Origin of the sequence: Ensifer sp. 4252, from assembly GCF_050434565.1 — a bacterium.
Lineage (GTDB): Bacteria > Pseudomonadota > Alphaproteobacteria > Rhizobiales > Rhizobiaceae > Ensifer.
Map to the genome: position 1 here is coordinate 234,228 of NZ_JBNDIU010000003.1, position 26,239 is coordinate 260,466.

The window sequence follows — 26,239 nt, forward strand, 5'->3', positions numbered from 1 at the left end:
TGATGCTCGAGAGCATGCGAGACTGCTCGACCGACGCATGAAAAAACCCGGCTCAAGGCCGGGTTCGTTTTGTTGGCAGCAAACTGCCGAATATCTTGCCTGCTATCAGTTGGTGCCGAAGGCCGTCTGCAAGAGCTTGATCTGCGCCTTGACGCCGTTCTGGTTGTCCGGAACGAAGGTCGAGGCTTCCTGCGGGCGGTAGATCTCGCGGTCGAGCAGGGCGACGCGGTTCTGCAGACGCAGCGAACGCTCGATGAGGTCGCGGAACGCTTCCGGCAGTTCGCTCCAGCCGGGCGCACTGCGGTCGACGTTGAAGCTGTCGAGGCGAACCTTGCTCTTTTCCGACAGCACCTGGTCGCGGCTCATCTCGCCGTTGTTGACGGCACGCTGAAGCAGGAGCCAGGATGCCATCTGCATCAGGCGGGTGGTCAGGCGCATGGATTCGGCTGCATAGAGGACCGATGCCATGCGGGGCAGGACCTTGGAGGCCAAGCGACCGGGACCGTCGAGATAGCTCGCGGTTTCTTCGACCAGACCCATGCCTTCCGAATAGAGCGCCTTGAACTGCGCCGACGCCGCCGCGTGTCCCGCGAAACTGACGGTATTCAATCCTCTTTCGGACATGACCTGTTTTCCCTGGTTCAAACGCATCACGACAGTCGGGTAACGGGCGGCTTTGGGAAAAGTTTCCTTGCCGGCCTCTATGCCTGAAGAATGATGCCATAGCGCATTTCGCGCAAGAGCATTCTTAAGAAAGGGTTAATCTCCACAATTCTTTACGGCAAACTATGTCAAAACAAAAAAAGAGCCGCGGAAAGCGGCTCTCAAGGTAAAACAGGGAGAAAAATCAGACCCATTCGCCAGTCGGAGAAATTGTCTGAGTCCGGAAAGCTCCGGATAAACAGACAATCGCAGAGAATGCTTAATATACCGTTAAGAAAGCGCCGTTTCGGGCCGCTTGTCCTTGTGTGTCCGTCAGCGGAACAGGCCTTCAGCCGCCGATCGGCTTGCGGATTTGCGCTCGCGCTCCGCTTCGAGCCGGACGATTTCCTCCTTCAGCAGCGCGATGCGCTGCGTGAGTTCATCGACGGACAGCAGCGACAGGTCGCTGCCGATCTCATGCACCAGCTTCTTCTTGGGTTGGTCTTCGTCAAACAGGCCCATTCGACTTCTCCTCCCGTTCGGGGTCGGTATCGCCGTCGTCGTCATCATGTGTTTCATCGAACGGTGCGGCGCGCGGCGAGAGCTGCAGGCTCTCGGGCGTCATGGCCGTTCCGGCGTTGATCGGCGAGAAGGCATCGCGCTCGGCGACGGGAACCGGCGCGCGCATGCGGCTGCGGATGATGGCGTATGCGGTGATGAGGATATGAGCACAAGCGGTGATCATGAATAGCCCGTAGGGGCCGGTCGCGGTCATCACCGGGCCGCCGATGGTCGGGCCGATAATGGTGCCGATGCCGTAGAGCAGCAGCAATCCGCCGGAAACTTTGACGAAATCTTCGGCCGTCGCAAAGTCGTTGGCATGCGACACGGCGATCGGGTAGAGCGCGTTGGCCGCCGCGCCATAGATCGCGATCAGCGTCAGCACGATCCAGACCTGGCTCGGTTCGACCAGGAAGATCAGGAGCCCTGCAAGCGCGCCGACACCGGCAAGGGCTGCAAGCACGTAGCGCCGGTCGATGCGATCGGACAGGCGCCCGGCCGGCAGTTGCATCACCGCGCCGGCAAAGATCGCCACGCTCATCATCGCAGCGACAGTGCTGTCGGAGAGGCCTGCCTGGCGGCCGAAGACGGCGCCGAGCGTGCCGAAGGCGCCATTGGCGATGCCAACGAGAAGGATGCCGAGGAACGAGACCGGGGAGTTGCGGTAAAGCCCGCGCAGGTCGAGCTGGACCTGCTTCAGCGGCTGTGGCGAGGCGGCCTTCGACAAAAGGGTCGGCAGCATCGCGACGCAATAGAGAATGCCGCAGATCATGAAGAGGGTGCTGGTGGAGGTATCGCCGAACGGGATCATCATCTGGCCGCCGACGACGCCGAAGAGCGTGATAGCGATATAGAGGGAAAAGATGACGCCGCGGCTCTCATTGGTAGCGCGCTCGTTGAGCCAGCTTTCGATGATCATCGAGGTGCCGGCGGTGGAAAAGCCGGTGAGCGCACGCAGGATCAGCCACCAGGTCGGGTCGATCAGGATGCCGGTCATCAGCGCGACGATGGCAATCATCGAGGTAAAGACGCTGAAGGCGCGCACATGGCCGATGCGCTTGACGACGTTCGGTGCAAAGAAGCAGCCAAGCACGAAGCCGGCCGCCCAGGACGTGCCGATCAGGCCGAGGATGGTGGTGGGGTAGCCCTCGGCCGTGCCTCTGACTGGCAAAAGCAGGCCCTGCAGGCCGTTGCCAAGGAAGAGAAACAGCGTGCCCAGCAGGAGAGAGGCGACGGGGAGCAGGTTTTTTCTCATCATCCATCCGAAAATCGTTCTGCCGTCAGCAAGTTAGGGCGGCGTGCCCCGAATTGCCAGCCGGATTCTGTCCGGCCGGTCATTGCAAATCGCCGGCGGAAACAATAGCCCTCTAATGCATCATCCCAAGAATCGGTATCGAATTCCGGGATCATAAGCGGCTGCACGTCCTGACGGCAGGCGCAGCTACGACGACAAGGTGACGGCGGCGTGACAGTTCCGCCGGGTTGCGGGAACTTCCCCCGAGGATAGGCTGGATATGTCGAAGGCGCTGGCGATCATTCTGCTTCTGGCGATGGCCATCCAGCTGATCTGGCCGATCGGCCTGCCGGGCCTGAGGCAGCGCCGCGACTTCTGGAAGATCGCCGTATTCGCGATCGTCATGATGATGGTCACGGTCCTTATTCGACCCTGACGGGTCCAGCTCATCGCGATGCGATACCACGGTTGTGCCTTTGGAAACTGTGCCGAGCGATCTACTCTGCTATGCCGTTACTCGATCAATAGTAGTAGCTGGAAAAGTGCGCAGGACAGATCATGAAGAACGCGCTAGATTGTCCGCTTCATCACGGAGATGAATTCGGGGGTTACTTGGAACGCCGCCTTGCTGCCATCCTTGCTGCCGATGTCGTGGGCTACAGCCGCCTCATAGGCGCTGACGAAACCGGTACGCTGGCCGCCATGAAGCGGCACAAGAACGAGCTGGTCGATCCCAAGGTCAGCCGACACAAGGGCCGGATCGTCAAGCTGACCGGCGACGGCATTCTGGTCGAGTTCGCGAGCGTCGTGAACGCGGTTGCCTGCGCCGTCGACATTCAGCGCGGCATGCTCATCCGCAACGAAGACGTGCCGCAGCTGAAGCGTATCGAACTGCGCATCGGCGTGCATCTGGGCGACGTGATCGTCGAGGACGGCGATATCTTCGGCGACGGCGTCAATGTCGCAGCCCGGCTCGAAGGCCTGGCTGAGCCCTCCGGGATCGCCGTTTCCGCTTCGGTTCGTGACCATGTCGGCTCGAGGCTGGATGTCGGCTTCGTCGACAAGGGACAGCACGCGCTGAAGAACATCGCGGCGGGCGTGCATGTCTATTCGGTGGCACTGGGGGCGCCGACCAAGATCGCCAAGGTGTTGAACGGGACCCATACGGTGACGGTGGACGACGGCTACGGGCTGTCCGTCGCGGTCCTGCCCTTCACCAATATGAGCCATGACCCGGAGCAGGAATATTTCTCCGACGGCATAACCGAAGACATCATCACCGATCTGTCGAAGATCTCGCAGCTGCACGTCGTCGCCCGCAACACGGTCTTTACCTACAAGGGGCGGTCGGTCCGGGTCAAAGCCGTGGCGCAGGAGCTCGGCGTTCGCTTCATCCTCGAAGGCAGTGTGCGCAAGGCTGGAACCCGTGTGCGCATCACCGGGCAGCTGATCGATGCGCTGACGGGCACGCATCTCTGGGCTGACCGCTACGACCGCGACCTCACCGATATCTTCGCCATCCAGGACGAGATCACGCACGCTATCGTCGATCAGTTGCGCATCAAGCTGTTGCCGGAGGAGAAGAAGGCGATCGAGAGCGATCCGACGACGAGCGTCGAGGCCTACACCTATTACCTGCGCGGGCGGCGGTTCTCGCATGCCTGGACCCGCTCCTATCTGCTGCTTGCCCGGCGCATGTTCCGAAAAGCCGTCGAGCTCGACCCGAATTTTGCCCGTGCCTATGCCGGCATCGCCGATTGCGAATCCGCTCTTCGCGACTGGCATGAGCACGAGTTTCCGCTCGAGAGTATTTTGAGCACGAGCGAGCGGGCGCTGGCGCTCGATCCGAACCTCGCCGAGGCCCACGCGTCTCGTGGCCTGGTCTTGCATCAGGATGGGCAAAGCGAAGAGGCCGTCGCCGAGTTCGAGCGCGCCTTGACGCTCGATCCTCAACTCTACGAGGCAAACTTTCACTATGGCCGCTTTCTCTTCATGCGCGGCGAGTTCGAGACGGCGATCCAGTTCTTCAAGCGGGCTGCGGAAATCAGCCCGGACGACTATCTCTCGCCGATCCATCTGATGAGCGCCTACAAGTCGCTGGGCCAGGAGACCGAGCGGGGACATTGGGCGAAGATCGGCATTTCCCGGGCGGAGCGGGCGCTGGAGCTGCATCCGGAGAATTCCGGTCCGGCCCATCGCGGCGCCCTGGCGCTCGCCCACATGGGCGAGGGGGACCGCGCGCGCGAATGGGCGGCGTGCGCGATCGCCATCGACCCGGACGATATCGTCGCGCGTTACAACACGGCCTGCGTCTATTCGATCCTCGGCGATGTCGACACGGCGCTCGACATGCTCGAGAGCCTGCTGCCGCAAAGTTCCTGCTACCAGCTGTTGTGGTTCAAGCAGGACTCCGATCTGGACGCCGTTCGCCACCACGTGCGTTTTCAGGCGATGGTGGAAGCGATCGCCCAGTGCGAGGCAGCGAAGCACTGACCACCTGAAATCAGTGTGCCCGGTAGGATCCGACCGGCGCTACTGCATGTTTCCTTAAATCGTAGCCGATTTAAGGATAAAAACATGCAGCAATTCAAAGTGCTACAGCGACCTTTGCGCGTCTAATAAGACGCGCGGCGCTGTAGGCGATTGCCTCGCGTAAACCACCAGATGCTGGCGCCGGTGGTAAACAGGAGGCCGGTTGCCAAAAGGACGACGGCGACGAACGCCTTCTCGAAAGCCGCTTTGGCGAGCCCCACCAGGCTTTCAGCTGCGTCAGGCGAGAGCGTTGCCGCCAGGATCAGCGCTTCGTCCAGGCTGTCGCGTGCGATCGCCGATATGCCGGTGCCTTCCGGCAGCACGACGAAGGCGGTGTAGACCGCCGACATCACGCTGCCGAGCACCGCAATGCCGATGGCGCCGCCAAGCTCGAAGGAAACCTCCTCGACGGAGGCGGCCATGCCGGCGCGTTCCGGCGGGGCGTTGGACATGATGGCGCTGGAGGCTGCCGTCATCGAAGCGCCAATGCCGAGGCCGAGAACGACCAGGCTGACGATCTGACCGAGCACGCCGGCTTCGTGCACGGCAAGAAACGCACCGAGGCCGGCAGCCGCGGTGATCAGGCCGGTGCGCAGCACCATCTCGGCACCGAGGCGCGGCAGCATCATGCCCGTGAGCGGCCCGGCGACGAAGGCGGCGAGCGGGATCGGCAGGATGAAGATGCCGGCCTCAAGCGGTGAAAAGCCGGCGACAAGCTGCAGCCGCTGGCTGAGTACGAGCTCGACGCCGACGAGGGCCGCCGATGCCACGAGGGCTGCGGCGACGCCGGAGGAAAAGGCGGCGTTGCGGAACAGGCCGAAGTCGATCATCGGGTGCGGGCTGCGCCTCTGCCGGCGCACGAAGAGAACAAGCGCTACGGCGCCGATCGCGGCGGCGATGAGCCCGGCCTGCGCCGAGGGCTCGCGCTTGCTCATCTCCTTGATGGCATAGGCAAGCCCGACCAGTCCGACCATGATCTGGAAGGAGCCGAGAGGATCCCACGGATGGGCCTTGTTGCCCTTGCTGTCGGGTAGCACGACCAGGCCGAGCAGCAAGGCCACGGCGACGATCGGGACGTTGATGAGAAACACCGAGCCCCACCAGAAGTATTCGAGCAGGAAACCGCCGAGCACCGGGCCGATCGCCGCACCGCCCGAGGCGATGGCGGCCCAGACGCCGATGGCCAGTGCCCGTTCGCGCTCGTCGGTGAAGGTCAGCCGGATGATCGAAAGCGTCGCCGGCATCATCAGGGCGGCGCCGACGGCCAGAAGCACACGGCCGGCAATCAGGATCGACGGGTTGGGGGCATAGGCGGCGAGCAGCGAAGCGAGGCCGAACACGGCGAGACCGGCAATGAACGGCCGCTTGTGGCCGAGCCGGTCTCCGAGCGTGCCGAGCCCCGGCAGCAGGCCGGCAACGACGAGCGCGTAGGCATTGACGATCCAGAGCTTTTCCGACGCAGAGGCGCCGAGATCGTGGGTCAGCCGCGGAAGGGCCGTGTAAAGCACGGTCATATCGACGACGATCAGGAGCAGCGCGCTCGACACGATGGCCAGAATGAGCCAGCGATTATGCGGGGACATGGTACACCTCTGTGGCCGACCCGCTGCCTGCGGGACCTATGGCCTTGTTAACGTCAGCGATTATATAAATACATACGTATGGAATTGAAAGAGGGAATCGGAAATGGGACGACGCCGGACGATCGATCGCGACAAGGTGCTGGATGCGGCGGAGGCGACCGTGAGCGCGGTCGGTGCCGCCGGTCTGACGATCGACGCGGTCGCCAAGGCGGCAGGCATCACCAAGGGTGGGGTTCAATACTGCTTCGGCAACAAGGACGGCCTGATCGACGCGATGATGGAGCGCTGGTTCAACGAATTCGACAGCGCAGTGGCGGCAGAAGTCGGAGATGAGACCGATCCGGTGACGGCGATGCGTGCGCATGCGGAGGTGACGGCGCGCATGAACACGGCGGAAAACGCCCGCACGTCGGGGATGATGGCGGCATTGCTGCAGCGCGAAGACCACATGGAGAAAAACCGGGTGTGGTACCGCGGGCGTCTCGACAGTCTCGATCTGTCGACCGAGGAGGGGCGCCGCGCGCGCCTCGCCTTTCTTGCGACCGAAGGGGCATTCCTGCTGCGCAGTTTCGGCTTCGCCGAAATGGACGATGCGGAATGGCAGGATATCTTCAGCGATATCGTCGCGCTGGTGCCGAAGGAAACCACCTAACTGCTGTCACCTTGACCGCCCAACGGGATTGGGCGGGCATCATGGCCTTGGGTAAAAGGAAGACGCATGCCGACCCTGGTTGAAGTCGTTGCCTATGACAATGGCTGGCCACTCGCATTTGCCGAGATGTCGAAGCACATAGCGAGCCTGCTAGGCCCCACAGTGATCGCGATCGACCATGTCGGCAGCACCGCCGTTGCGGGGCTCGCGGCAAAGCCGATCATCGATATCGACGTGACAATATGCGGGCCGGAAGCGATTGCTGGCGGCAGCGCAGCGCTCGTTGCCGATGGTTTTGCATCACGGGGGAACAGATATGATGATGGCGTCTGGGCATTCGCCAGGCACGGATCCCCTGGGCAGCGCGTCTATCTCTGCCCACCTTTCAACGACACCCATCGCCGTCGTCTGATCTTTCGTGATCAGTTGCGCCGAAGCCGTGAGACGGCGGACGCCTACGCAGCGTTGAAGCGACGCCTGGCCGCGACATTCAGCTTTGACGGCGACAGCTACACCGCGGCCAAGTCGCAATTTATCGACGACGTCGTGGAACGCGCCGGCCCGGGCTTGACCGAAGCGCTCTTCTGAATGCCTGTCCTCTCAGGTCTAAAGCGCGATGGAACCGCGCATCGCAGTCACGCAGGCGCCGGCGATGCTGGTCCTGCGCACGGTGCCGCCGTGCTTGCTGACGCTGACCTCGATGATGCTACGGCGCCCCATCTCGACGCCTTGCTCGATCGTCAGATCGACGTCGATGGTCTCTTCGGGCAGAAGCGAGACGAGATAGGCGCTGAGCGCAGCCGAGGCGCTTCCGGTCGCCGGGTCCTCGATGACATTGTCGAGCGGCGCAAACATGCGAGCGCGCAACTGCCAGGGCTTTTCGGCCGAGCGGGCATAGAGGAACAGGCTGAAGCTGTCTTCGTCCGGCTTGTAACGCCCATTGGCGGCTTCGAAGGCGGTGACGTTGGGACGCGCCGCCGACAGTGCAGCGACGTCTTTCAGTTCCGCAACTGCGAAGGGCAGACCGACGGAAACGCGTACCGGCGCGTGGTTGCGCGTGCTGATGGCATCGGGCGCGACCATGGCGCAGGCGGCGATCGTTTCGACATCGATGTTTGGGCCGATGCTCAAGGCCCGCGGCACGACGATCCGCGCGCTCGTCACCGCGCCGTCCGTCCGCGACAAGGCGACTTCGACCAGGCCAGCGAGCTCTTCAAACTGCAGGTGATCGCCGGGCGCCCGACCGAAAATCTGTTCCTGTTGGCCAAGCACGAAGGCGGTGCCGACATTCGGATGTCCGGCGAAGGGGATCTCCATCGTCGGCGTGAAGATGCGCACCCGCGCGGTGTTGGCCGAATCGTCGGGCGGCAGCACGAAGGTGACTTCGGAGTAGCCGAACTCGGTCGCGATCGCCTGCATCTGCGCATCGCTCAAACCGCGTGCGTCGGTAATGACGGCGAGCTGGTTGCCGGCGAAACGATCCTCGGTGAAGACGTCGACGGTGACATAGTCGACGGTGCGCACGGGGGCAAAAGAAGTCATGAGTGCTCGCTTCCGCTTGGTTCGGCGGCGATCCGCGCCGCCTGATGGCCTGGATCGAAAGGCTTAAGGCAGGCATCGGGGTGGGCAAAGACGCCAACTTGTATTGGTGACAAGTTGGCGTCTTTCCATAAGCAGCAGCCAGATCTTCCTTCATTCCGGCGCCACTCAGAGGAATCCAGTCAGCCCAAGTCATTGGGCGAGAGGTCATCTGACTTGACGGACGTCAGGTCGCCGGATGCCCGCCACAATGCGCAGGGATGAGGCAAATGGGGTGGTCCTCCTCGCCAAACAGGCATTTCCCCAGCGAAAGGGGCCGACAAGCGGCCCCTCACGTTGTTCCTCGATTTGGCTAAGGATCGCGGTTACGCGGCCTTCTCCAGGTCCTTCTTCCAGCTGCCCTTAGCGGCCAGGCTGCACATTTCGGCGCGGTGCGAGAAGGCGCGCTGGCCGGCGGCGACGTTCTCGGCCTTGCCGTTCCAGGCGGAAAGCGCCTCCTGCTGCAGGGCGCGGCCGTAGGAGAAGGTGAGCTTCCAAGGCAAATCGTGGGCGGTGTTCATTGCCGAGAGATGGGCCGTTGCCTCCTCCGTCGTCTGGCCGCCGGAAAGGAAGGCGATGCCGGGAACGGCTGATGGCACGGTGTGTCGCAGCACCTTGATCGTGCGCTCGGCGACTTCGGCGACGGACGCCTTGCGTGCCTTCTTACCGTCGATCACCATGCTCGGCTTCAGGATCATGCCTTCGAGCTTCACCCGCATTTCCGCAAGCGCATCGAAGGTTACGCGCAACGTCCATTCGGTGACGTCCTGCGAACGATCGATCGAGTGGTCGCCAGGTGCGCCGTCCATCAACACCTCCGGCTCGACGATCGGAACGATACCGGCTTCCTGGCAAAGCGCCGCGTAGCGCGCCAGCGCATGGGCATTCGCCCTGACGGCGCCGGGGCTCGGCAATGTGTCCGAAATGGCAATGACGCCGCGCCATTTGGCAAAGCGCGCGCCGGCTTCGTAATATTTCGTCAATCGCTGGGCGAGCCCGTCGAGACCTTCGGTGATCGTTTCCGCCGGGAAATTGGTCATCGGCTTGGCGCCGGCATCGACCTTGATGCCGGGGATCGAGCCGGCGGCCCGGATGACGTCCACCAGCGGCGTGCCGTCGGCCGCCTTCTGGAACAGAGTTTCCTCGTAGAGAATGACGCCGGAAATGTACTTGCGCATCGCCTCGTCGGCGCGAAGCAGCATCTCGCGATAGTCGCGCCGCGATGTCTCGGTTGATTCGAGGCCAATGCCGTCGAAGCGCTTCTTGATCGTTGCCGTGGACTCATCGGCGGCGAGCAGGCCGCGACCGTTTGCGACCATGGCAACTGCGATGTCTTCCAGTCTTTCGCTCATGTTTTTCTCCCTAGGTCACGTTGGTTTGGGCCGGGCCGGACCAAATCATAACCGTGATCGTTCTCAATAAGTAGAGCGGGATGCGAGCGGAAACCACACGCGTTGCCTCATCCCGCTCAGCGCCGATCTGCAGACCAGGCGACCACTGAAACAGTTTCGGGACCGACGGTGCGCAAACGACCGCCACGCCCCGAAACAAGGGCGCGAGTAACAGGTGAAATTGTCCGGGAAAAAGGCAGGAAAAGCGACTGAAACGATTTAAATTATTTTAATCGGTTGAATTGTCTTGGTTTTTTCTGTGCTTCAGGCGCGCGGGAGGGTCCGCGCGCCTGAAAGTTCGGCTTAGTTCTGCTGCTTGAGGATGTCGACGCCCGGCAGCGGCTTGCCTTCCATCCACTCGAGGAAGGCGCCGCCGGCGGTCGAGACATAGCTGAAATCGTCGGTGACTTCGGCGTGGTTGAGGGCTGCAACCGTATCGCCGCCGCCGGCGACCGACACGAGCGATCCCTGGCGCGTGCGCGCTGCTGCATGCTTGGCAACGGCGACCGTCGCCTTGTCGAAGGGGGCAATTTCGAAGGCCCCGAGCGGACCGTTCCAGACCAGTGTTTCGGCCTTGGAGATCCAGTCGTTGACCGCAGCAATCGACTTCGGACCGACGTCGAGCATCATCGCGTCGGCCGGGATGGCAGTCACATCGACCACTTCGTTATCGGCGCCGGCCTTGAATTCGCGGGCGACGACGCCGTCTTCCGGCAGGACGATGGCGCAGCCGGCCTCAGCTGCTGCAGTGATGATCGCCTTGGCGGTATCGGCGAGATCGTGCTCGCAGAGCGACTTGCCGACATTGACGCCCTTTGCGGCGATGAAGGTGTTGGCCATGCCGCCGCCGATGACAAGTGCGTCGACCTTCTTCACGAGGTTCTGCAGCAGATCGATCTTGGTCGAGACCTTGGCGCCGCCGACGATGGCAACGACCGGGCGCTTCGGCTGGCCGAGACCCTTTTCAAGTGCCTCGAGCTCGGCCTGCATGGTGCGGCCGGCATAGGCGGGCAGGTGGTGGGCAAGGCCCTCGGTCGAGGCGTGGGCGCGGTGGGCGGCGGAGAACGCATCGTTGACATAGATGTCGCCGTTGGCGGCAAGCGCCTTGACGAAGTCAGGCTCGTTCTTCTCCTCGCCCTTGTGGAAGCGGGTGTTTTCGAGCAGCAGCACGTCGCCGTCGTTCATCTCGGCAATGGCGTTTGCGGCCTTGTCGCCGATGCAGTCGGCGGCAAAGTGAACGCGCTGGTCGAGGATGTCTTCCACTGCCGGTGCGATGGTCTTCAGCGACATTTCGGCGACCGGCTCACCCTTCGGGCGGCCGAAATGCGCGAGCAGGATGACCTTGGCGCCCTTTTCCGACAGCTCGCGAAGGGTCGGCGCGACGCGTTCGATGCGGGTTGCGTCGGTGACCACGCCGTCCTTGACCGGCACGTTGAGGTCGACACGCACAAGCACGCGCTTGCCGGCAATGTCGGTCAGGTCGTCGAGGGTCTTGAAAGTCATCAGATCGTCTCCGGTGATAGTCTTTGGAAAAGGGTGGGATAGGCGATGACGAGGCCATCCTCGTCCACGGGCAGGTCCGCGGCAAAGCTGCGGTCCTCGGCCTCGTAGCGGTAGAGCCTGAAGTCATCGAGGCAGGTGTAGTGCTGGCCGTCCACGACCGGCTCGAACGTGTCGAACGGCACGTAGAGCATTTTGAGCCTGGCGGTGCCGGCCTTGCGATCAAGGCCGAGGCGGCGGATCGGCAGCGTGTTGGTGAAGGGCGTGCCGGCGAGGTCGATGTCGATGCAGCCGTCGAATTCGGGCAGCGCCATGCCTCTCGCCGTCATCCATTGGCCCGGGTGATCCGAGCGCAGATGAAGGCTCCGGCCAGCGGTCGTATCGACCATGAGCTTTCGTACCAGCCATCCGGCATCGCAATCGATCCGGTAGCGCACACCATAGGGCGTGCCGCCGCGGCTGCCGATCAGAACGCTGACGGCGCGGATGACCGCGCCGTCAGCTGTGTCGATTTGTGTCAGCGTCAGATGTTCGAGCCCTTCCCCCTCCAGCGAACGCCAGCGGACCGTCGTTTGGGAAAGGGCGCGAAACATCTGTCTTAGATGAGCTTGCTGAGCGCTACCGCAGTGTCGGACATGCGGTTGGAGAAGCCCCACTCGTTGTCGTACCAGGTCAGGATCGACACGAACTTGCCTTCCATCACCTTGGTCTGATCCATGTGGAAGACCGAGGAATGCGGGTCGTGGTTGAAGTCGATCGAGACGTTCGGCGCGAGCGTGTAGCCGAGGATGCCCTTGAGCGGGCCGTCAGCGGCTGCCTTGATCGCTGCGTTGATCTCTTCCTTGGTGGTTTCTCGCTTGGCGACGAACTTGAGGTCGACGACCGAGACGTTCGGGGTCGGAACGCGCATGGCGAAGCCGTCGAGCTTGCCCTTCAGTTCCGGCAGAACGAGGCCAACGGCCTTGGCAGCACCGGTCGAGGTCGGGATCATCGACAGCGCCGCAGCGCGGGCGCGGTACAGATCCTTGTGCATCTGGTCGAGCGACGGCTGGTCGTTGGTGTAGGAGTGGATCGTCGTCATCATGCCGTGGTCGATGCCGATGACGTCGTTCAGGACCTTGGCGACCGGTGCAAGGCAGTTCGTCGTGCACGATGCGTTGGAGATGACGAGGTGGTCCTTCGTCAGCTTGTCGTGGTTGACGCCGTAGACGACGGTGAGGTCAGCGCCGTCGGCCGGAGCCGAAACGATGACGCGCTTGGCGCCGGCTTCCAGGTGTGCGGCTGCCTTGTCGCGGGCGGTGAAGATGCCTGTGCATTCCATCGCGACGTCGACGCCGAGTTCCTTGTGCGGCAGCTCGGCCGGGTTGCGGATCGCAGTGACCTTGATCGGCTTGCCACCGTTGATGATGATCGCATCGCCTTCGACCTTCACGTCAGCCGGGAAACGGCCGTGGATGGAATCGAAACGCAGCAGGTGGGCGTTGGTCTCGACCGGGCCGAGGTCGTTGATGGCAACGACTTCGATATCCTTGCGGCCGGATTCAACGATGGCGCGCAGCACGTTGCGGCCGATGCGGCCAAAACCGTTAATGGCGACTTTCACTGTCATATCGGGTCTCTCCCTGTCTGAATGGCATGGTCGGAAAAAAGCAGGGCGCGCTTTCGAGCGCGCCCTGCGGCTTGATCAGGAAAGCTTGGCTTCCGCAGCGGCGACGACTGCCTCCGGCGTGATGCCGAAGTGCTTGTAGAGTTCCTTGTAGGGACCGGAAGCACCGAAGGACGACATGCCGATGAAGGTGCCGTCCGAACCGATGAAGTGGTCCCAACCCTGGCGGATGCCGGCTTCGACGGCGATCTTGACCGGCGAGTTGCCGATGATCGCCTGCTGGTAGTCTTCGCTCTGTTCGGCAAAGAGCTCGAAGCAGGGAACCGAGACGACGCGGGTCGAGATGCCCTTGGCGGTCAGTGCCTGGCAGGCCTTGACGGCGATTTCGACTTCCGAGCCGGTGGCGAAGATCGTCACCTTGGCGTCGGCGGCCGAGATCAGGTCGTAGGCGCCATGGGCGCAGAGGTTTTCTTCCTCATACTCGGTGCGCACCGCCATCAGGTTCTGGCGGGTGAGCGCGATGCCGGACGGACGGTTGTGGCTCTCAAGCGCCAGCTGCCAGCACTCGGCCGTCTCCGTGGCGTCGGCCGGGCGGAACATCAAGAGGTTCGGGATGGCGCGCAGCGCCGCCATGTGCTCGACCGGCTGGTGCGTCGGGCCGTCTTCGCCAAGGCCGATGGAATCATGCGTCAGCACGTGGATGACGCGGATGCCCATCAGCGCCGCCAGGCGGATCGACGGACGGCAATAGTCCGAGAAGATCAGGAAGCCGCCGGAATAGGGGATGACGCCGCCATGCAGCGCCATGCCGTTCATCGCAGCCGCCATGCCGTGCTCGCGCACACCATAGTGGATGTAGCGGCCGGAGAAGTCGGTCGGGGTGATCGACTTGGTCTGGCTGGTCTTGGTATTGTTGGAGCCGGTCAGGTCGGCCGAGCCGCCGATGGTTTCGGCCAGAACGCCGTTGATGACTTCGAGCGCGTCTTCGGAGGCCTTGCGGGTTGCCGGCGACGGCTTGGTCTCGGCCAGCTTGCGCTTGTAGTCGTCGATGGCCGAGGCCAGGCGGCCTTCGAGTTCGCCGGAGAAGCGGCGAACGAACTGTGCCTTCTTCTCGGCGTCGCTCTTGTCGAGGCGCTCTTCCCAGTCCTTGCGGGTCTTGGTCGAGCGCAGGCCGGCGAGGCGCCAGGCGTCGAGCACGTCGGACGGAACGACGAAGGCTTCGGCTTCCCAGCCGAGTGCCTTGCGGGTGGCGGCGATTTCCTCGGCGCCGAGCGGCGAGCCGTGAACCTTGTGGGTGCCGGCCTTGTTCGGCGCACCGAAACCGATCGTCGTCTTGCAGGCGATCATCGTCGGCTTGTCGGACTTCTGCGCCTCATCGATCGCAGCGGCAATCGCTTCGGGATCATGACCGTCGACGGCAATGGTGTTCCAGTTCGAGGCGCGGAAGCGGGCGTGCTGGTCGGTCGAGTCGGCGATCGAGATCGGGCCGTCGATCGAGATGTTGTTGTCGTCCCAGAAGACGATCAGCTTGTTGAGCTTGAGGTGGCCGGCAAGCGCGATCGCTTCCTGGCTGATGCCTTCCATCAGGCAGCCGTCGCCGGCGAGCACATAGGTGTAGTGCTCCATCAGGTCGGAACCGAACTCGTCGCGCAGCTTGCGCTCGGCGATCGCCATGCCGACGGAATTGGCAATACCCTGGCCGAGCGGACCGGTGGTCGTCTCGATGCCGGCGGCATGGCCGTATTCCGGGTGGCCGGCGGTGCGGGCGCCGAGCTGGCGGAAATTCTTGATCTCGTCGATGGAGATGTCTTCGTAGCCCGTCAGATAGAGCAGCGAATAAAGCAGCATCGAGCCGTGGCCGGCCGACAGCACGAAGCGGTCGCGGTTCGGCCAGGCGGGGTTCTTCGGGTCGAAGCTGAGGAAGCGCGTGAAGAGGACTGTCGCTATGTCAGCCGCACCCATGGGCAGGCCGGGGTGACCTGAATTTGCCTTCTCGACGGCGTCCATGGAGAGGAAACGGATCGCATTCGCCATCCGGTCGTGTTTTTCGCGAGAGATCATGACTGTTCCGTTTTAAGTTCGGTGGTCAGGGGACGGTCTCTATCCTCCAAAGACCGTGCAAGAAGCGGCAGACACATAGCATCTGCGCCGCGCGAGTCAACAAATACGGGCCTTCCGCGGCCATTGGCAGCATGGTTTTCAAGGGGTGATATCGCGTCGCAGCAGAGTTTTTGCGCTGCGGCCGGATGAGCCGGCTATACAAACCATCCACAGCTTCCGTAATGCTTTGCTACAGTTGGCATTGTTGAGATTTGCGTAATAGGTTTAAAAAGGAGTGAGCCGAAGCGGCGGACGGGATTCTGGCGATTCGGCCTCACGGGCGAGGTATCGAAAAACATGCCGGCAAAGACGGTCAAAGCGGCGATCGACGAACTGAAGAACGCGGTTCAGTCCCTGGAAAACGCGATCGACAGCCGTTTTGACAGGGAACGCGATCTCGGCGAGTTCGAGGGCGAGGTCCGGCGGGTCAATACGGACCGGTCGCGACTGGCACAGGAACTCGACCAATCCCAATTCCGGGCAAACCGACTTGAAGAGGTCAACCGCGAGGTTTCCCGACGCCTCGTGACGGCAATGGAAACCATTCGAGCGGTGCTCGACCGCTGAGGTTACGTGACATGGCGCAGGTGACAGTATCGATCGACGGCAAGGCCTATCGCATGGCCTGCGAAGAGGGACAGGAAGATCATCTGATCGAACTGGCCACCAACTTCGATCAGTATGTCGGTCACTTGAAGGCCCAGTTCGGCGAGATCGGCGACCTCAGGCTGACGGTAATGGCCGGCATCATGGTCATGGACGAGCTTAGTGAAGTGAACCGCCGGCTGAAGGCGCTCGAAGCCGAAGTCGACACCCTCAAGCGGGGGCGCGACAGCACTCTCACCGACCAGGCAAGAAGCGAGGAAATCCTGGCCTCGGCGCTCTCCGAAGTCACCTCGCAGATCCACACCATTGCCGCCAAGCTCAATGGCCGGGCAACGTCTTCGACAAACTGAGCTCTTTCGTCGGGCCGCCACTGGCGCGACGCACGGATAGGCTCTATATGTTGGATGCGGTCTGCGCTTCCCGACAGGATCCACAATCCCCGGGGCCTTACTCGATCTCAAGGGAGCTGTCCCTGGCCGGGCTCGTGGGTCCGGACATATGGCACCCACCTACTTTGTAGGCACCCGGGATCGTAAAATATCCATCGGTTGTGTGGATCGCACTTTTCCCCTTCAAAAAACGATCTCAGCCAGTGGCAAAAGCGCTGCGGATGGCGTCGGCCATTGCATCGACGGTCTGCGATCGATTGCCCGGTCGGGTGCGCAGCACGACATTCGAGAAGTCGATGACGCTGAAACCGTCTTCTTCGGTCAGTTCGCGGCAACCGGTCGGGATGGCGCTGCGCGACAGCGGCGCAATGGCAAGCCCCGAGATCACGGCAGCGATCAGGCCGTTGCTGGTTCGGCTCGCATAGGCGACGCGGCTTTCGCGCCCACGCTTCCTCAGGCTCTTCATCGCAAGGTCATCGCACCACCCGCCTGCCAGATAGGTATAGGTGGCGATCGGTAGGGGCCGGCGTTCATGGGCCGCGTGCTGGTCCGAGGTGACCCAGACGGTGGGATCGACCATGAGGACTTCGTTCCTTGTCGGTCCGCCCGGCTCGAACACCACGGCGATGTCGATTTCGCCGGCGGCAAGGGCGTTGACGTTCGACATCGACACACCCTGCTGCACCGTCACTTCCACGCCGGGATGAATGGCGGCGAAGGCGCCAAGGGCTTTCGGAAGCGTGGAGTTGATGTATTCCTCGGAGATGCCGATCCTGACCGTTCCGTCGAGCGCCGGCAGGCGCATCGATGCTGCCGTATCGTCGAGCAGCGCCACGATCCGCCGGGCATTGTCGACGAGACGCAAGCCCTGTGCCGTCGGCACCACGCCGCGCGAATGACGCTCGAACAGCGGGTCGCCGAGCATGTCCTCGAGTTTCTTGAGCTGCATGCTGACGGCGGACTGCGTGCGGCCGATGCTGTCGGCGGCGCGTGTCAGATTGCCGGCGTCGGCAACGGCGAGAAAGGTTCTGAGCAGATCGCTGTCGAGGGGGACGGACATTGTTTTTACCATCAGAGTTTCTGATAGTAGCCATGCTTGCAATTCGTTTGTCAGATGTCAACGAGGCGAGGACAATTGGCTCGACCGATAGACATCAAGGTTGCCCCGATGAGCGTTCTTGCTCTTGCCTTCTTCTCCGATCTCCAGGCCACTATCCGCGCCCGGCTTCTATCAAAGGGGCGGTCGTTGTTGGCAGCCGCGTGCATGGAGCCGCCGCCGGCGATGCCGCGCGACAAACCGTATCTGTTGCGCGATGCCGGGCTCGATCACCTGCGGCGCGCTGAGCAATGGCGGGAGACAATGGACCGGCATGCGGTCTATCGGTCGCTCTGGATGTTATGAAATAATATCGAGACGGGCGGCGCGGAAGATCGCTTCTGCAAGGTTGCCCGCCTGCAGCTTGCGCATGGCGTCCTGAAGCGCCCTGTCGATGCGGTCGAGAGGAATGTCGGTTTCGCGCATCATGTCCTGGCGCGTGCGGCCGCGGGCGGCCAGCGTCAGGCAACGCAATTCCAACGGTTCGAGTTCGTTCATCTGGTCCTTCATGGACGTCGGCTTTTCCACTGCTGCCTGCAGGAGCGCGTCCATACATCGAACGCGGGCATTAGTTCCTGCTAATTATTTGAAATCATGTCTGTATTTGCACGCGGCCCCACGCATGCGAAAGCGGAACCGTTGCCCATGATGAACGGAACGCTAACTCTGTGCCGTTGCGGGAATGAACCGTTCGACTGTCGCAAACTGTTGCAAAACCGGCGGTGACGTGGTTCGAGCTAAAGGCCGCAACGCGCTATGCCACGGGCGTCGAGGCGGGAAATCGACCGGAAAACGGCGTTCTGTTTCATTTCGGGAAAAGAATGTGACGCCGGTCGAATGTTACGCCTAGTCTGTCGGAGGGGAATGATGTCACCAAAGGATCTGAAAGCCGCCTTGCGCAGGGATAGTCTGGCGCTTCGCGACGCGATGGCGCCGGAGATCCGTATCGAAGCAAGCATGACGATGGCCGATCACGCCGGCGACGTCATTGCGCTCGATCCCGGGCACATCGTCTCCGGCTTCTGGCCGATCCGTTCCGAGGTGGATATCCGGCCGCTGATGGCGCGCCTCAGGGATCGCGGCGCGCGGCTCTGCCTGCCTGTCATCATCGACAAGAAGACGATCGTGTTTCGCGAATTGCTCAACGGAGCACGCATTATAGAGACCGGTTTCGGCACGACGGGACCAGGGCCCGACGCCCCGGAACTCGATCCGGATATCATGCTGGTGCCGCTGTCGGCCTTCGATGCGACGGGCCATCGCATCGGCTACGGCGCCGGGTATTATGACCGCGCTATCGACAAACTGCGCAACAAAGGGCACTTGCCGAAGCTGATCGGGATTGCATTCGACTGCCAGGAAGTGGCATCAGTGCCCGCTGAACCGCACGACGTCGCGCTGGATGCCGTCCTCACGGAGAGCGGGTTTCGACATTTCTAGAGCATTTCAGGCAATCTACGGATTCGTGGAAACGCTCTATCTCTTTGTTGTTTTACGCAGTTCCGGACGCAAAACCTCTTTTGCCGGAACTGCTCTGGTGGGATTGAACGGGCATGAGGCTTTTGTTTCTGGGAGATATGGTTGGCAAGACGGGCCGCACGGCGGTCTGGGAGCGTCTTCCAGGACTGGTCGGTGACCTGAAGCTGGACTTCGTCATCGTCAACGGCGAGAACGCCGCCGGCGGCTTCGGCATCACCGAAGATATCTTTCTCGAGACGATCAATGCCGGCGCCGATGTCGTCACAACAGGCAACCATGTCTGGGACCAGAAGGAGGCCGTCGTCTTCTGCGAGCGGCACGATCAGTTCCTAAGGCCCGCCAATTATCCCGCAGGCACGCCCGGGCGCGGATCGAACCTGTTCTTTGCCCGCAACGGCGCACGTGTGCTTGTTGCCAATGTCATGGGGCGCGTCTTCATGCACCCCGAACTCGACGACCCCTTCAAATCAGCGGAAGCGATCCTCGATGCCTGCCCGCTCGGCGAGCAGGCGGACGCCATCGTCTTCGACTTCCATGCCGAGGCGACGAGCGAGAAGCAGTGCTTCGGCCATTTCGTCGACGGACGCGCGAGCCTCGTCGTTGGCACCCACACCCATGTACCGACGGCCGATCATCAGATCCTCAATGGCGGCACCGCCTATATGAGCGACGCCGGCATGTGCGGCGACTATGATTCCTCGCTCGGCATGGACAAGGAAGAACCGCTCAACCGGTTCATTTCGAAGATGCCGAAAGGGCGCTTCGAGGCGGCGTCCGGGCCGGCAACCATCTGCGGCCTCGGCGTCGAGATTTCCGACCGCACCGGCCTTGCCGAAAAGATCGCGCCGCTGCGCCTCGGTCCGAGATTGACCGAAACGATCCCGGATTTCTGGGCCTGAGCCATCCTCGGATTGACGATTTTCGGTCGCCCGATCCTCTCGCCCGCGCCTGACCAAGGCGCGGGTTTACACGCGTATCGCCTTCCCGGAATTGATTTTTTTCAAGGTGACAACCCCGCGAAATGATGGCAGGGTAACGCCACGTCAGTGCCGTTTCGGACGCGGCCGACGCCCGCAAGTCTTCCATATTGAATACCATCCGCAGCACAGGATTGCGGGTTCGAAATGTCGCCGCAGGTATTCGGACGACCAATGTCCCGTGCCGGGCGTTCTCGATTTTGCTGCATAATTCCTTGGATCGGCGTCGATTTGAGGAGAATATTATGCAGCGAGTTTCAAGCGTGACAGCGTCCTTTGGGCGTCATATTTGACGCGCGGCGCTGTCGGTGCATCCGGAGAGCGTGCATGTTTTCAAAATGGCATTTGCCGATGATTTTCGGTGTTTCGATTTCCCTTTTCACGGTGACCAACGCGGTCGCGCAGGATGCGCAGCTTCCCACCGTCACCGCCGCCAAGCCGGTCGTTCGCGATGTGATCGACAGCGACGAGTTCATCGGTCGCTTCGAGGCAGTCGATGAAGTTTCCGTGCGCGCCCGCGTCGGGGGCTATCTCGACGAGGTCAACTTCACCGATGGTGCCCTGGTGAAGAAGGGCGACAAGCTCTTCGTCATCGACCAGCGCCCTTATCGGACCGCGCTGTCGCAGGCCGAGGCGACGCTCGAGTCGGCGCGTTCGTCTCTCGCCTTTGCCGAGACCCAGTTCAAGCGCACGGAATCCCTGACCGGGACTGGCACACTCTCAGTCTCGACGCTTGACGATCACCGCCGGGAATTGCTTTCGTCGCAGGCCAGCGTGCGCGGAGCGGAAGCCGCGGTCGAGCGCGCCAGGCTCGATCTCGATTATACGACGATCACCGCGCCGCTGACCGGCCGCGTTGACCGCCGCCTGATCTCGACCGGCAACCTCGTTCAGGCGGACCAGACCGTGCTGACGACGATCGTTTCGCTCGATCCGATCGACTTCTATTTCGACGTCGATGAGCGTCGTCTGCTTTCCTATGCGCGTGTTGCTCGCGAACGCGGTAGCGCCCTGCAGGAGGGCGGCGGCGCGCTCGATGTTATGGTATCGATTGCCGATTCCAACGAGGCGCCGTTCAAGGGCAAACTCGATTTCGCCGAGAACCGACTGGACCAGGCAAGCGGCACCATGCGGGTGCGTGCCCGCTTCGACAATCCCAGTTACGTGCTGCAGCCGGGTCTGTTCGGTCGCGCCGAACTAGAGGGCTCGAACACCTACAAGGCCGTGCTCATTCCCGATGAAGCGATCGGCGCCGACCAGAACGAACGCATCGTCTACGAAGTGCGCGAAGACGGCACAGTCACGACCAAGCCGGTGCGGCTCGGCCCCAAGCTGCATGGTTATCGTGTCATCCGCAGCGGCATGACCGGCGACGAGATCATCGTGGTCAACGGCCTGATGCGGGCGCGGCCCGGCACGAAGGTGAAGCCTGAGATCGTCGAGCTGCCTCCCGAAGCTCAAGCGACGGGGAGCGCTCAATGAGGTTTGCCCATTTCTTCGTAGACCGCCCCATCTTCGCATCGGTGCTCTCGATCGTATTGCTGATCGTCGGCAGCATCGCCTACTTCCAGCTGCCGGTGGCGCAGTACCCCGAAATTGCCCCGCCGACCATCGTCGTTCGCGCGGCCTATCCGGGCGCCGACGCCGAAACCATTGCCAATACGGTAGCAACGCCGCTGGAGCAGGAAATCAACGGCGTCGAGAACATGCTCTACATGTCCTCCTATTCAACCGCCGACGGTTCGATGGCACTGACCATCACGTTCAAGCTCGGAACCGACCTCGATCAGGCCCAGGTTCTGGTGCAGAACCGCGTGTCGATCGCCGAACCGCGCCTGCCCGAGGACGTCCGGCGCATCGGCATCACAACGGCGAAAAGCTCGCCCGACCTGATGATGGTGGTGCATCTGCTGTCGCCGAGCGAACGCTACGACCAACTCTACGTCTCGAACTACGCCCGGACCCGCATCCGCGATCTGCTGGTTCGTCTCGACGGGGTCGGCGACGTCATCCTGTTCGGCGAGCGCGAATATGCGCTGCGCGTCTGGCTCGACCCGGAAAAACTCTCGGCCTACGGAATGACCGCTGGCGACGTCGTCCAGGCGCTGCGCGAGCAGAACGTCCAGGTGTCCGGCGGTTCGATCGGCGCGCCGCCGACGCCGGGCGACAGCGCGTTCCAATATACGGTTACCACCGACGGCCGCTTCAGCGATGCCCGGCAGTTCCGCTACGTCATCGTCAAGGCGACGGAGAGCGGACGTCTGGTGCAGTTGCAGGACGTGGCGCGCATCGAGCTCGGCGCCCGCGAATACGTCAACAACAGCTATCTGGACGGCAGCCCGGCAGTGGCGCTCGGCATCTTCTCGCGGCCGGGCACCAATGCGCTCGACGCGGCCGACGCGATCCAGAAAGTGATGACGGACGTTTCGAAGGACTTTCCCGAGGGTCTCGAATATCGGATCGTCTACAATCCGACCGAGTTCATCTCCGAATCGATCAACGAGGTCTACAAGACGATCGGCGAGGCCGCCATTCTGGTGGCACTCGTGGTTCTCGTCTTCCTGCAATCCTGGCGCACGGCGATCATCCCGATCGTGGCGATCCCGGTGTCGCTCGTCGGCACCTTCGCGTTCCTCTACGCGTTCGGCTTCTCGCTCAACATGCTGACATTGTTCGGCCTGGTGCTGGCGATCGGCATCGTCGTCGACGATGCCATCGTCGTGGTCGAAAACGTCGAGCGAAACCTGGCACGCGGCATGACCCCGCGCGAGGCGTCGCACGTGACCATGGACGAAGTGGGGGCAGCGGTCATCGCGATCTCGCTGGTGCTGACCGCCGTCTTCATCCCGACGGCCTTCATCCCCGGTATTGCCGGCCAGTTCTATCTGCAGTTCGCCGTCACGATTTCTGTGGCGACGGTGATCTCCGCTTTCAATTCGCTGACGCTGTCGCCGGCGCTTGCGGCAATCCTGTTGAAACCGCACGAGAACAATCACCACGAAAGCGGCAACCGGCTCACCCGGTTTGGCCGGTCGCTGGCGAACGGTTTCAACAATGGTTTCGACCGTATGGCTGAAGGCTACGCCTGGATCGTGCGCAAGCTGATTTCGACAAAAACGGCGCTCGCTGCGGCGCTTATCGTCTTCGTCGGCCTGCTCGGCGCCACCTGGTACATGGCGCAGATCGTGCCGAGCGGCTTCGTACCGACTATGGACCAGGGTTACGCCATCGTCGTCATCCAGCTTCCGGATGGTGCTTCGCTCGACCGTACCGATGCCGTGGTCAAGCGCGCGTCGAAGATCATCCAGGAGGTTCCCGGGGTGAAGAGCGCCGTCGCCTTTGCCGGCTTCAACGGTGCGACCTTCACCAACGCCTCCAATTCGGGCGTGGTCTTTGCCTCCTTCGAGAGTTTCGAAGAGCGCTTGAAACACGGCCAGGGCGCCAACCAGATCATCGGTCAACTCTATGGCGGCCTGCAGAGCATCCAGGAGGCCTTCATCATCGCGGTGCCGCCGCCGTCGGTGCGCGGCATCGGCAACTCCGGCGGCTTCAAGATGCAGATCATGGATCGGCAGAGCGCCGACATGCGCCGGGTGCTGGGGCTTGCCTACCAGATGATGGGCGCCGCCAACCAGACCGAGGGGCTGACCGGGGTCTTCACGACGTTCTCGGCGTCGAGCCCGCAATACTTCCTGGCAATCGACCGCGACAAGGCCAGGACGTTGAACGTGCCGATCCCGAATATCTTTGAGGCACTGTCGATCAATCTCGGCACGTCCTACGTCAACGACTTCAACGCCTTCGGCCGCGTCTATCAGGTGAGGGCGCAGGCCGACCAGCAATATCGTCTGGAGCGGGACGATATTCTGGCGCTGAAAGTCCGCTCGGCCACCGGCGCCCTGGTGCCGATGGGCACGCTGGTGGAGATCCGCGACACGGCGGGTCCCGCCCTCGTGCAGCGCTACAACATGTACGTATCGGTGCCGATACAGGGCAACCCTGCGCCCGGCGTTTCGACCGGCACGGCTCTCGACAAGATGGAGGCGCTCGCCGCCCAAATCCTGCCGCAGGGGACGACCTTCGAGTGGACGGAACTCGCCTTCCAGGAACGCCAGACTGGTAACACCGCGGTCTTCATCTTCGCGCTGTCGGTGGTCTTCGTGTTCCTGGCACTGGCAGCGCAGTATGAAAGCTGGGTCCTGCCACTGGCCATCATCCTGATCGTGCCGCTCGGGGTGCTCTCGGCACTCATCGGCGTGTTCGCGCGGGGGCTCGACAACAACGTGCTGACCCAGATCGGGTTGATCGTGCTGATCGGGCTTGCGGCCAAGAACGCGATCCTGATCGTCGAGTTCGCGCGTCAGGGCGAGGACGAGGGCAAGACGCCGATCGAGGCGGCGGTCGAGGCCAGCCAGCTGCGTCTCCGGCCGATCCTGATGACCGCCTTCGCCTTCATCCTCGGCGTCGTGCCGCTGGTGATCGCAACGGGACCCGGCGCCGAAATGCGCCAGTCGCTCGGAACGGCGGTGTTCTCCGGCATGCTGGGCGTGACCTTCCTCGGTCTGTTCCTGACTCCGGTCTTCTACGTCGCGCTGCGTTCGTTCCGCCGCCGCAAGCCGGTTGCGGCGAGCGAGCCGATGGCGACGCCGGCCGAGTAACACGAGCCACGCTGCTTGTGATCCAACGCCCCGGCGGTTACGCCGGGGCGTTTCGTTGTGAACAGGATGCCCGGCACTGTTCGTAATGCCAGCACAATGACGCAAACGTGAGCGCCTGCTCGCCCTTTGCGGCTGGACGTTGCGGCGCGCTTGAACAATCCTCCGTTCGCTCATGACGGCGGCGTTTCCCAAATTGGACGCGTTCGTTGCCGACACTGTCAACGGCCGCACGACCTGTACCCAAGTCGAATATGCTTGAGCACAGGTCATGCGTGCGAGGTGTGAAAGGTGAAGGATGATGCTCCGCTACCTTGCCTACACTTTTGCCGCCATCTGGCTTCTGCACGCCTTCTGGCCATCGGTCGCGCATGCACAGGCAGCGCCCGCGCAGGTAAGCCAATGCCAGGCGATCGCCGAGACGTTGCCTGCGGCCACTTTCGCCAGTTTCACACCGGCCGCCGCCACCAAAGGGCAGATGGCCGTTGGCGAAGTAACGATCACCTATCTCGGTCATTCCACCTTTCTGATCGAGACGCCAGGCGGCGTTTCGATCGCCACGGACTATAATGGCTGGTTCCGCCCGTCGGCGCCGCCGACCGTGGCGACGATGAACAAGGCCCATTCCAGCCACTACACGCTGACGCCGGATCCGGCGATCCGCAACGTGCTGCATGGATGGGGTGATGACGGCGAGCCGGCTCGGCACGACCTCGTCGTCGGCGATGCCTATATCCGCAATGTTACAACGGATATTCGTTCCGGGGCCATGACCATGGAGCACGATGGCAACTCCATCTTCATCTTCGAGGTGGCGGGCCTCTGTATCGGCCATCTCGGCCATCTGCATCATGAACTCGACGACAGCCATTACCGGCAGATCGGCAGGCTCGACGTGCTGATGGTGCCGGTCGACGGCGGATTGACGATGGGTGCCGAAAGCATGAGCCGCGTCGTTTCGCGGCTGCGCGCGGCGCTGATCCTGCCGATGCATCGGCGCGGCCCGCCGATCGACGCCTTCCTCGACATGTTCGGCGACGATTTCGACAAGAGCTTCTCGACCGGGGCGAGCGTCAAAGTCTCGCTGCGTTCCTTGCCAAGCAAACCGCTGATTTATATCCTCCAGGGCGTCTGAACATCGGGATTGCCCAATGAGATTATTTGCGGTCGGCGTCGTTGCGTTTCTGTCTTTTTCAACATTGGCTCTGGCCGGAGGCGCGCCTGCGCCGCGCATGCCGCCTCCTGATGCCCAGCAACCGCAAGGTATTCCCCAGGCGACGGTCTCGCCCGTTGCCGAGCAGGAAGCGTTCGTGATGCCATCAGGCAATATCGGCTGCATCTATACGCCGGCGGGCGGCACGCCGACCTATCAGCCTGCCGACGGCGGGCCGGAACTCGCCTGCGATATCATCGCGCCGCGTTATGTCAGGGCGACGCTTGGACGGGCAGGCGCGGCAACGATCAATCGCGAGGTCGGCGATCCCAGCTGCTGCTCTGCCGGGCCGGTGCTCGACTACGGGGTGACATGGTCGGGCGGTCCCTTTTCCTGCATCTCGGAACGAACGGGTCTTTCCTGCCGCCGCGAGGACGGCCATGCCTTCGTTCTCAGCCGCGCGAACATCTCCGCCAACTGAAAAGAAACGTCCCCTGCTGGACGG

General features: G+C 62.4%; 25 protein-coding genes and 1 other RNA gene. 14 read left to right on the forward strand and 12 right to left on the reverse strand.

From position 1 onward, the window contains the following. Window positions 1–105 precede the first annotated feature (105 nt). The 3 genes from ABIE33_RS10105 to ABIE33_RS10115 form a co-directional block, all read right to left on the reverse strand. Window positions 106–624: a DUF1465 family protein gene (locus tag ABIE33_RS10105; RefSeq protein WP_025424772.1), complete on the reverse strand. Its 519-nt coding sequence runs from the start codon at window positions 622–624 to the stop codon at window positions 106–108. A gap of 351 nt (window positions 625–975) precedes the next feature. Then, window positions 976–1,164 (reverse strand): DUF1192 domain-containing protein, encoded by a 189-nt coding sequence (locus ABIE33_RS10110; protein ID WP_429124410.1) that lies wholly within the window; start codon window positions 1,162–1,164, stop codon window positions 976–978. Beyond that, window positions 1,151–2,458 (reverse strand): MFS transporter, encoded by a 1,308-nt coding sequence (locus ABIE33_RS10115; protein ID WP_429124412.1) that lies wholly within the window; start codon window positions 2,456–2,458, stop codon window positions 1,151–1,153. Before ABIE33_RS10115 ends, ABIE33_RS10110 begins: the two co-directional genes overlap by 14 nt. A 259-nt stretch (window positions 2,459–2,717) precedes the next feature. Between ABIE33_RS10115 and ABIE33_RS10120 the strand changes: the two genes are divergently transcribed. Both ABIE33_RS10120 and ABIE33_RS10125 read left to right on the forward strand, forming a co-directional pair. Next, window positions 2,718–2,873, forward strand: a complete 156-nt coding sequence (locus tag ABIE33_RS10120; RefSeq protein ID WP_429124414.1) for a hypothetical protein — start codon at window positions 2,718–2,720, stop codon at window positions 2,871–2,873. 122 nt (window positions 2,874–2,995) lie between these two features. Beyond that, window positions 2,996–4,930 (forward strand): TPR end-of-group domain-containing protein, encoded by a 1,935-nt coding sequence (locus tag ABIE33_RS10125; RefSeq protein WP_429124416.1) that lies wholly within the window; start codon window positions 2,996–2,998, stop codon window positions 4,928–4,930. A 122-nt stretch (window positions 4,931–5,052) separates the two neighbouring features. Here the strand turns inward: ABIE33_RS10125 and ABIE33_RS10130 are convergent, their stop codons facing one another. After that, entirely contained in the window at window positions 5,053–6,552 is a 1,500-nt protein-coding gene (locus tag ABIE33_RS10130) for an MFS transporter (protein ID WP_429124418.1), read from the reverse strand. Between the two features lie 103 nt (window positions 6,553–6,655). On the opposite strand from ABIE33_RS10130, the gene ABIE33_RS10135 reads away from it, so the two are divergent. Together ABIE33_RS10135 and ABIE33_RS10140 are read left to right on the forward strand one after the other, a co-directional pair. Further along, a complete protein-coding gene (locus ABIE33_RS10135; RefSeq protein ID WP_429124420.1) occupies window positions 6,656–7,204 on the forward strand; it encodes a TetR/AcrR family transcriptional regulator in 549 nt (182 codons plus the stop codon). A 66-nt stretch (window positions 7,205–7,270) separates the two neighbouring features. After that, window positions 7,271–7,792, forward strand: a complete 522-nt coding sequence (locus ABIE33_RS10140; RefSeq protein WP_429124422.1) for a GrpB family protein — start codon at window positions 7,271–7,273, stop codon at window positions 7,790–7,792. Window positions 7,793–7,810: 18 nt separating this feature from the next. On the opposite strand, the gene ABIE33_RS10145 is transcribed toward ABIE33_RS10140, so the two are convergent. The 6 genes from ABIE33_RS10145 to tkt form a co-directional block, all read right to left on the reverse strand. Next, window positions 7,811–8,746, reverse strand: coding sequence for a PhzF family phenazine biosynthesis protein (locus ABIE33_RS10145; RefSeq protein ID WP_429124424.1), 936 nt, complete (start codon window positions 8,744–8,746; stop codon window positions 7,811–7,813). Between the two features lie 362 nt (window positions 8,747–9,108). Beyond that, window positions 9,109–10,134 (reverse strand): class I fructose-bisphosphate aldolase, encoded by a 1,026-nt coding sequence (locus tag ABIE33_RS10150; RefSeq protein ID WP_429124426.1) that lies wholly within the window; start codon window positions 10,132–10,134, stop codon window positions 9,109–9,111. A gap of 342 nt (window positions 10,135–10,476) precedes the next feature. Continuing rightward, window positions 10,477–11,676 carry a phosphoglycerate kinase gene (locus ABIE33_RS10155; RefSeq protein WP_429124428.1) on the reverse strand — a complete coding sequence of 400 codons (1,200 nt, stop codon included), beginning with the start codon at window positions 11,674–11,676 and terminating at the stop codon, window positions 10,477–10,479. Further along, window positions 11,676–12,266 (reverse strand): putative glycolipid-binding domain-containing protein, encoded by a 591-nt coding sequence (locus tag ABIE33_RS10160; protein ID WP_429124430.1) that lies wholly within the window; start codon window positions 12,264–12,266, stop codon window positions 11,676–11,678. Before ABIE33_RS10160 ends, ABIE33_RS10155 begins: the two co-directional genes overlap by 1 nt. Before the next feature lie 5 nt (window positions 12,267–12,271). Further along, window positions 12,272–13,282, reverse strand: a complete 1,011-nt coding sequence (gene gap / locus ABIE33_RS10165; protein WP_429124432.1) for a type I glyceraldehyde-3-phosphate dehydrogenase — start codon at window positions 13,280–13,282, stop codon at window positions 12,272–12,274. Between the two features lie 75 nt (window positions 13,283–13,357). Next, window positions 13,358–15,340: a transketolase gene (gene tkt / locus ABIE33_RS10170; protein WP_429124434.1), complete on the reverse strand. Its 1,983-nt coding sequence runs from the start codon at window positions 15,338–15,340 to the stop codon at window positions 13,358–13,360. 336 nt (window positions 15,341–15,676) lie between these two features. On the opposite strand from tkt, the gene ABIE33_RS10175 reads away from it, so the two are divergent. The 3 genes from ABIE33_RS10175 to ssrS all read left to right on the forward strand — a co-directional run bounded on the left by ABIE33_RS10175 (window position 15,677) and on the right by ssrS (window position 16,548). Continuing rightward, window positions 15,677–15,946 (forward strand): DUF4164 domain-containing protein, encoded by a 270-nt coding sequence (locus ABIE33_RS10175; RefSeq protein WP_053249644.1) that lies wholly within the window; start codon window positions 15,677–15,679, stop codon window positions 15,944–15,946. A gap of 11 nt (window positions 15,947–15,957) precedes the next feature. Next, window positions 15,958–16,335 (forward strand): cell division protein ZapA, encoded by a 378-nt coding sequence (locus ABIE33_RS10180; protein WP_429124436.1) that lies wholly within the window; start codon window positions 15,958–15,960, stop codon window positions 16,333–16,335. 55 nt (window positions 16,336–16,390) lie between these two features. Continuing rightward, a non-coding RNA gene (gene ssrS, locus ABIE33_RS10185) (6S RNA) lies at window positions 16,391–16,548 on the forward strand. Window positions 16,549–16,570: 22 nt separating this feature from the next. Here ssrS and ABIE33_RS10190 read toward each other — a convergent pair. Next, window positions 16,571–17,434 (reverse strand): LysR family transcriptional regulator, encoded by an 864-nt coding sequence (locus ABIE33_RS10190; RefSeq protein ID WP_429124438.1) that lies wholly within the window; start codon window positions 17,432–17,434, stop codon window positions 16,571–16,573. A gap of 108 nt (window positions 17,435–17,542) precedes the next feature. Between ABIE33_RS10190 and ABIE33_RS10195 the strand changes: the two genes are divergently transcribed. Next, window positions 17,543–17,776 carry a hypothetical protein gene (locus tag ABIE33_RS10195; RefSeq protein ID WP_429124440.1) on the forward strand — a complete coding sequence of 78 codons (234 nt, stop codon included), beginning with the start codon at window positions 17,543–17,545 and terminating at the stop codon, window positions 17,774–17,776. On the opposite strand, the gene ABIE33_RS10200 is transcribed toward ABIE33_RS10195, so the two are convergent. Beyond that, window positions 17,771–17,980: a transcriptional regulator gene (locus ABIE33_RS10200; RefSeq protein WP_077500742.1), complete on the reverse strand. Its 210-nt coding sequence runs from the start codon at window positions 17,978–17,980 to the stop codon at window positions 17,771–17,773. The genes ABIE33_RS10195 and ABIE33_RS10200 overlap by 6 nt on opposite strands. Window positions 17,981–18,337: 357 nt before the next feature. Here ABIE33_RS10200 and ABIE33_RS10205 point away from each other — a divergent pair, with 357 nt between their 5' ends. The 6 genes from ABIE33_RS10205 (at window position 18,338) to ABIE33_RS10230 (ending at window position 26,215) form a co-directional block, all read left to right on the forward strand. After that, on the forward strand, window positions 18,338–18,910 hold the full coding sequence (locus tag ABIE33_RS10205) for a 5-formyltetrahydrofolate cyclo-ligase (RefSeq protein ID WP_429124442.1): 573 nt from the start codon (window positions 18,338–18,340) through the stop codon (window positions 18,908–18,910). Between the two features lie 113 nt (window positions 18,911–19,023). Beyond that, complete coding sequence (locus ABIE33_RS10210; RefSeq protein ID WP_053249648.1) at window positions 19,024–19,848, forward strand: TIGR00282 family metallophosphoesterase; 825 nt, start codon at window positions 19,024–19,026, stop codon at window positions 19,846–19,848. 405 nt (window positions 19,849–20,253) lie between these two features. Continuing rightward, window positions 20,254–21,408 carry an efflux RND transporter periplasmic adaptor subunit gene (locus ABIE33_RS10215; protein WP_429124444.1) on the forward strand — a complete coding sequence of 385 codons (1,155 nt, stop codon included), beginning with the start codon at window positions 20,254–20,256 and terminating at the stop codon, window positions 21,406–21,408. Continuing rightward, entirely contained in the window at window positions 21,405–24,584 is a 3,180-nt protein-coding gene (locus tag ABIE33_RS10220; RefSeq protein WP_429124445.1) for an efflux RND transporter permease subunit, read from the forward strand. Before ABIE33_RS10215 ends, ABIE33_RS10220 begins: the two co-directional genes overlap by 4 nt. Window positions 24,585–24,879: 295 nt before the next feature. After that, on the forward strand, window positions 24,880–25,716 hold the full coding sequence (locus ABIE33_RS10225; RefSeq protein ID WP_429124447.1) for an MBL fold metallo-hydrolase: 837 nt from the start codon (window positions 24,880–24,882) through the stop codon (window positions 25,714–25,716). Between the two features lie 16 nt (window positions 25,717–25,732). Then, window positions 25,733–26,215: a DUF6636 domain-containing protein gene (locus ABIE33_RS10230; protein WP_429124449.1), complete on the forward strand. Its 483-nt coding sequence runs from the start codon at window positions 25,733–25,735 to the stop codon at window positions 26,213–26,215. The last annotated feature ends 24 nt before the right edge of the window (window positions 26,216–26,239 follow it).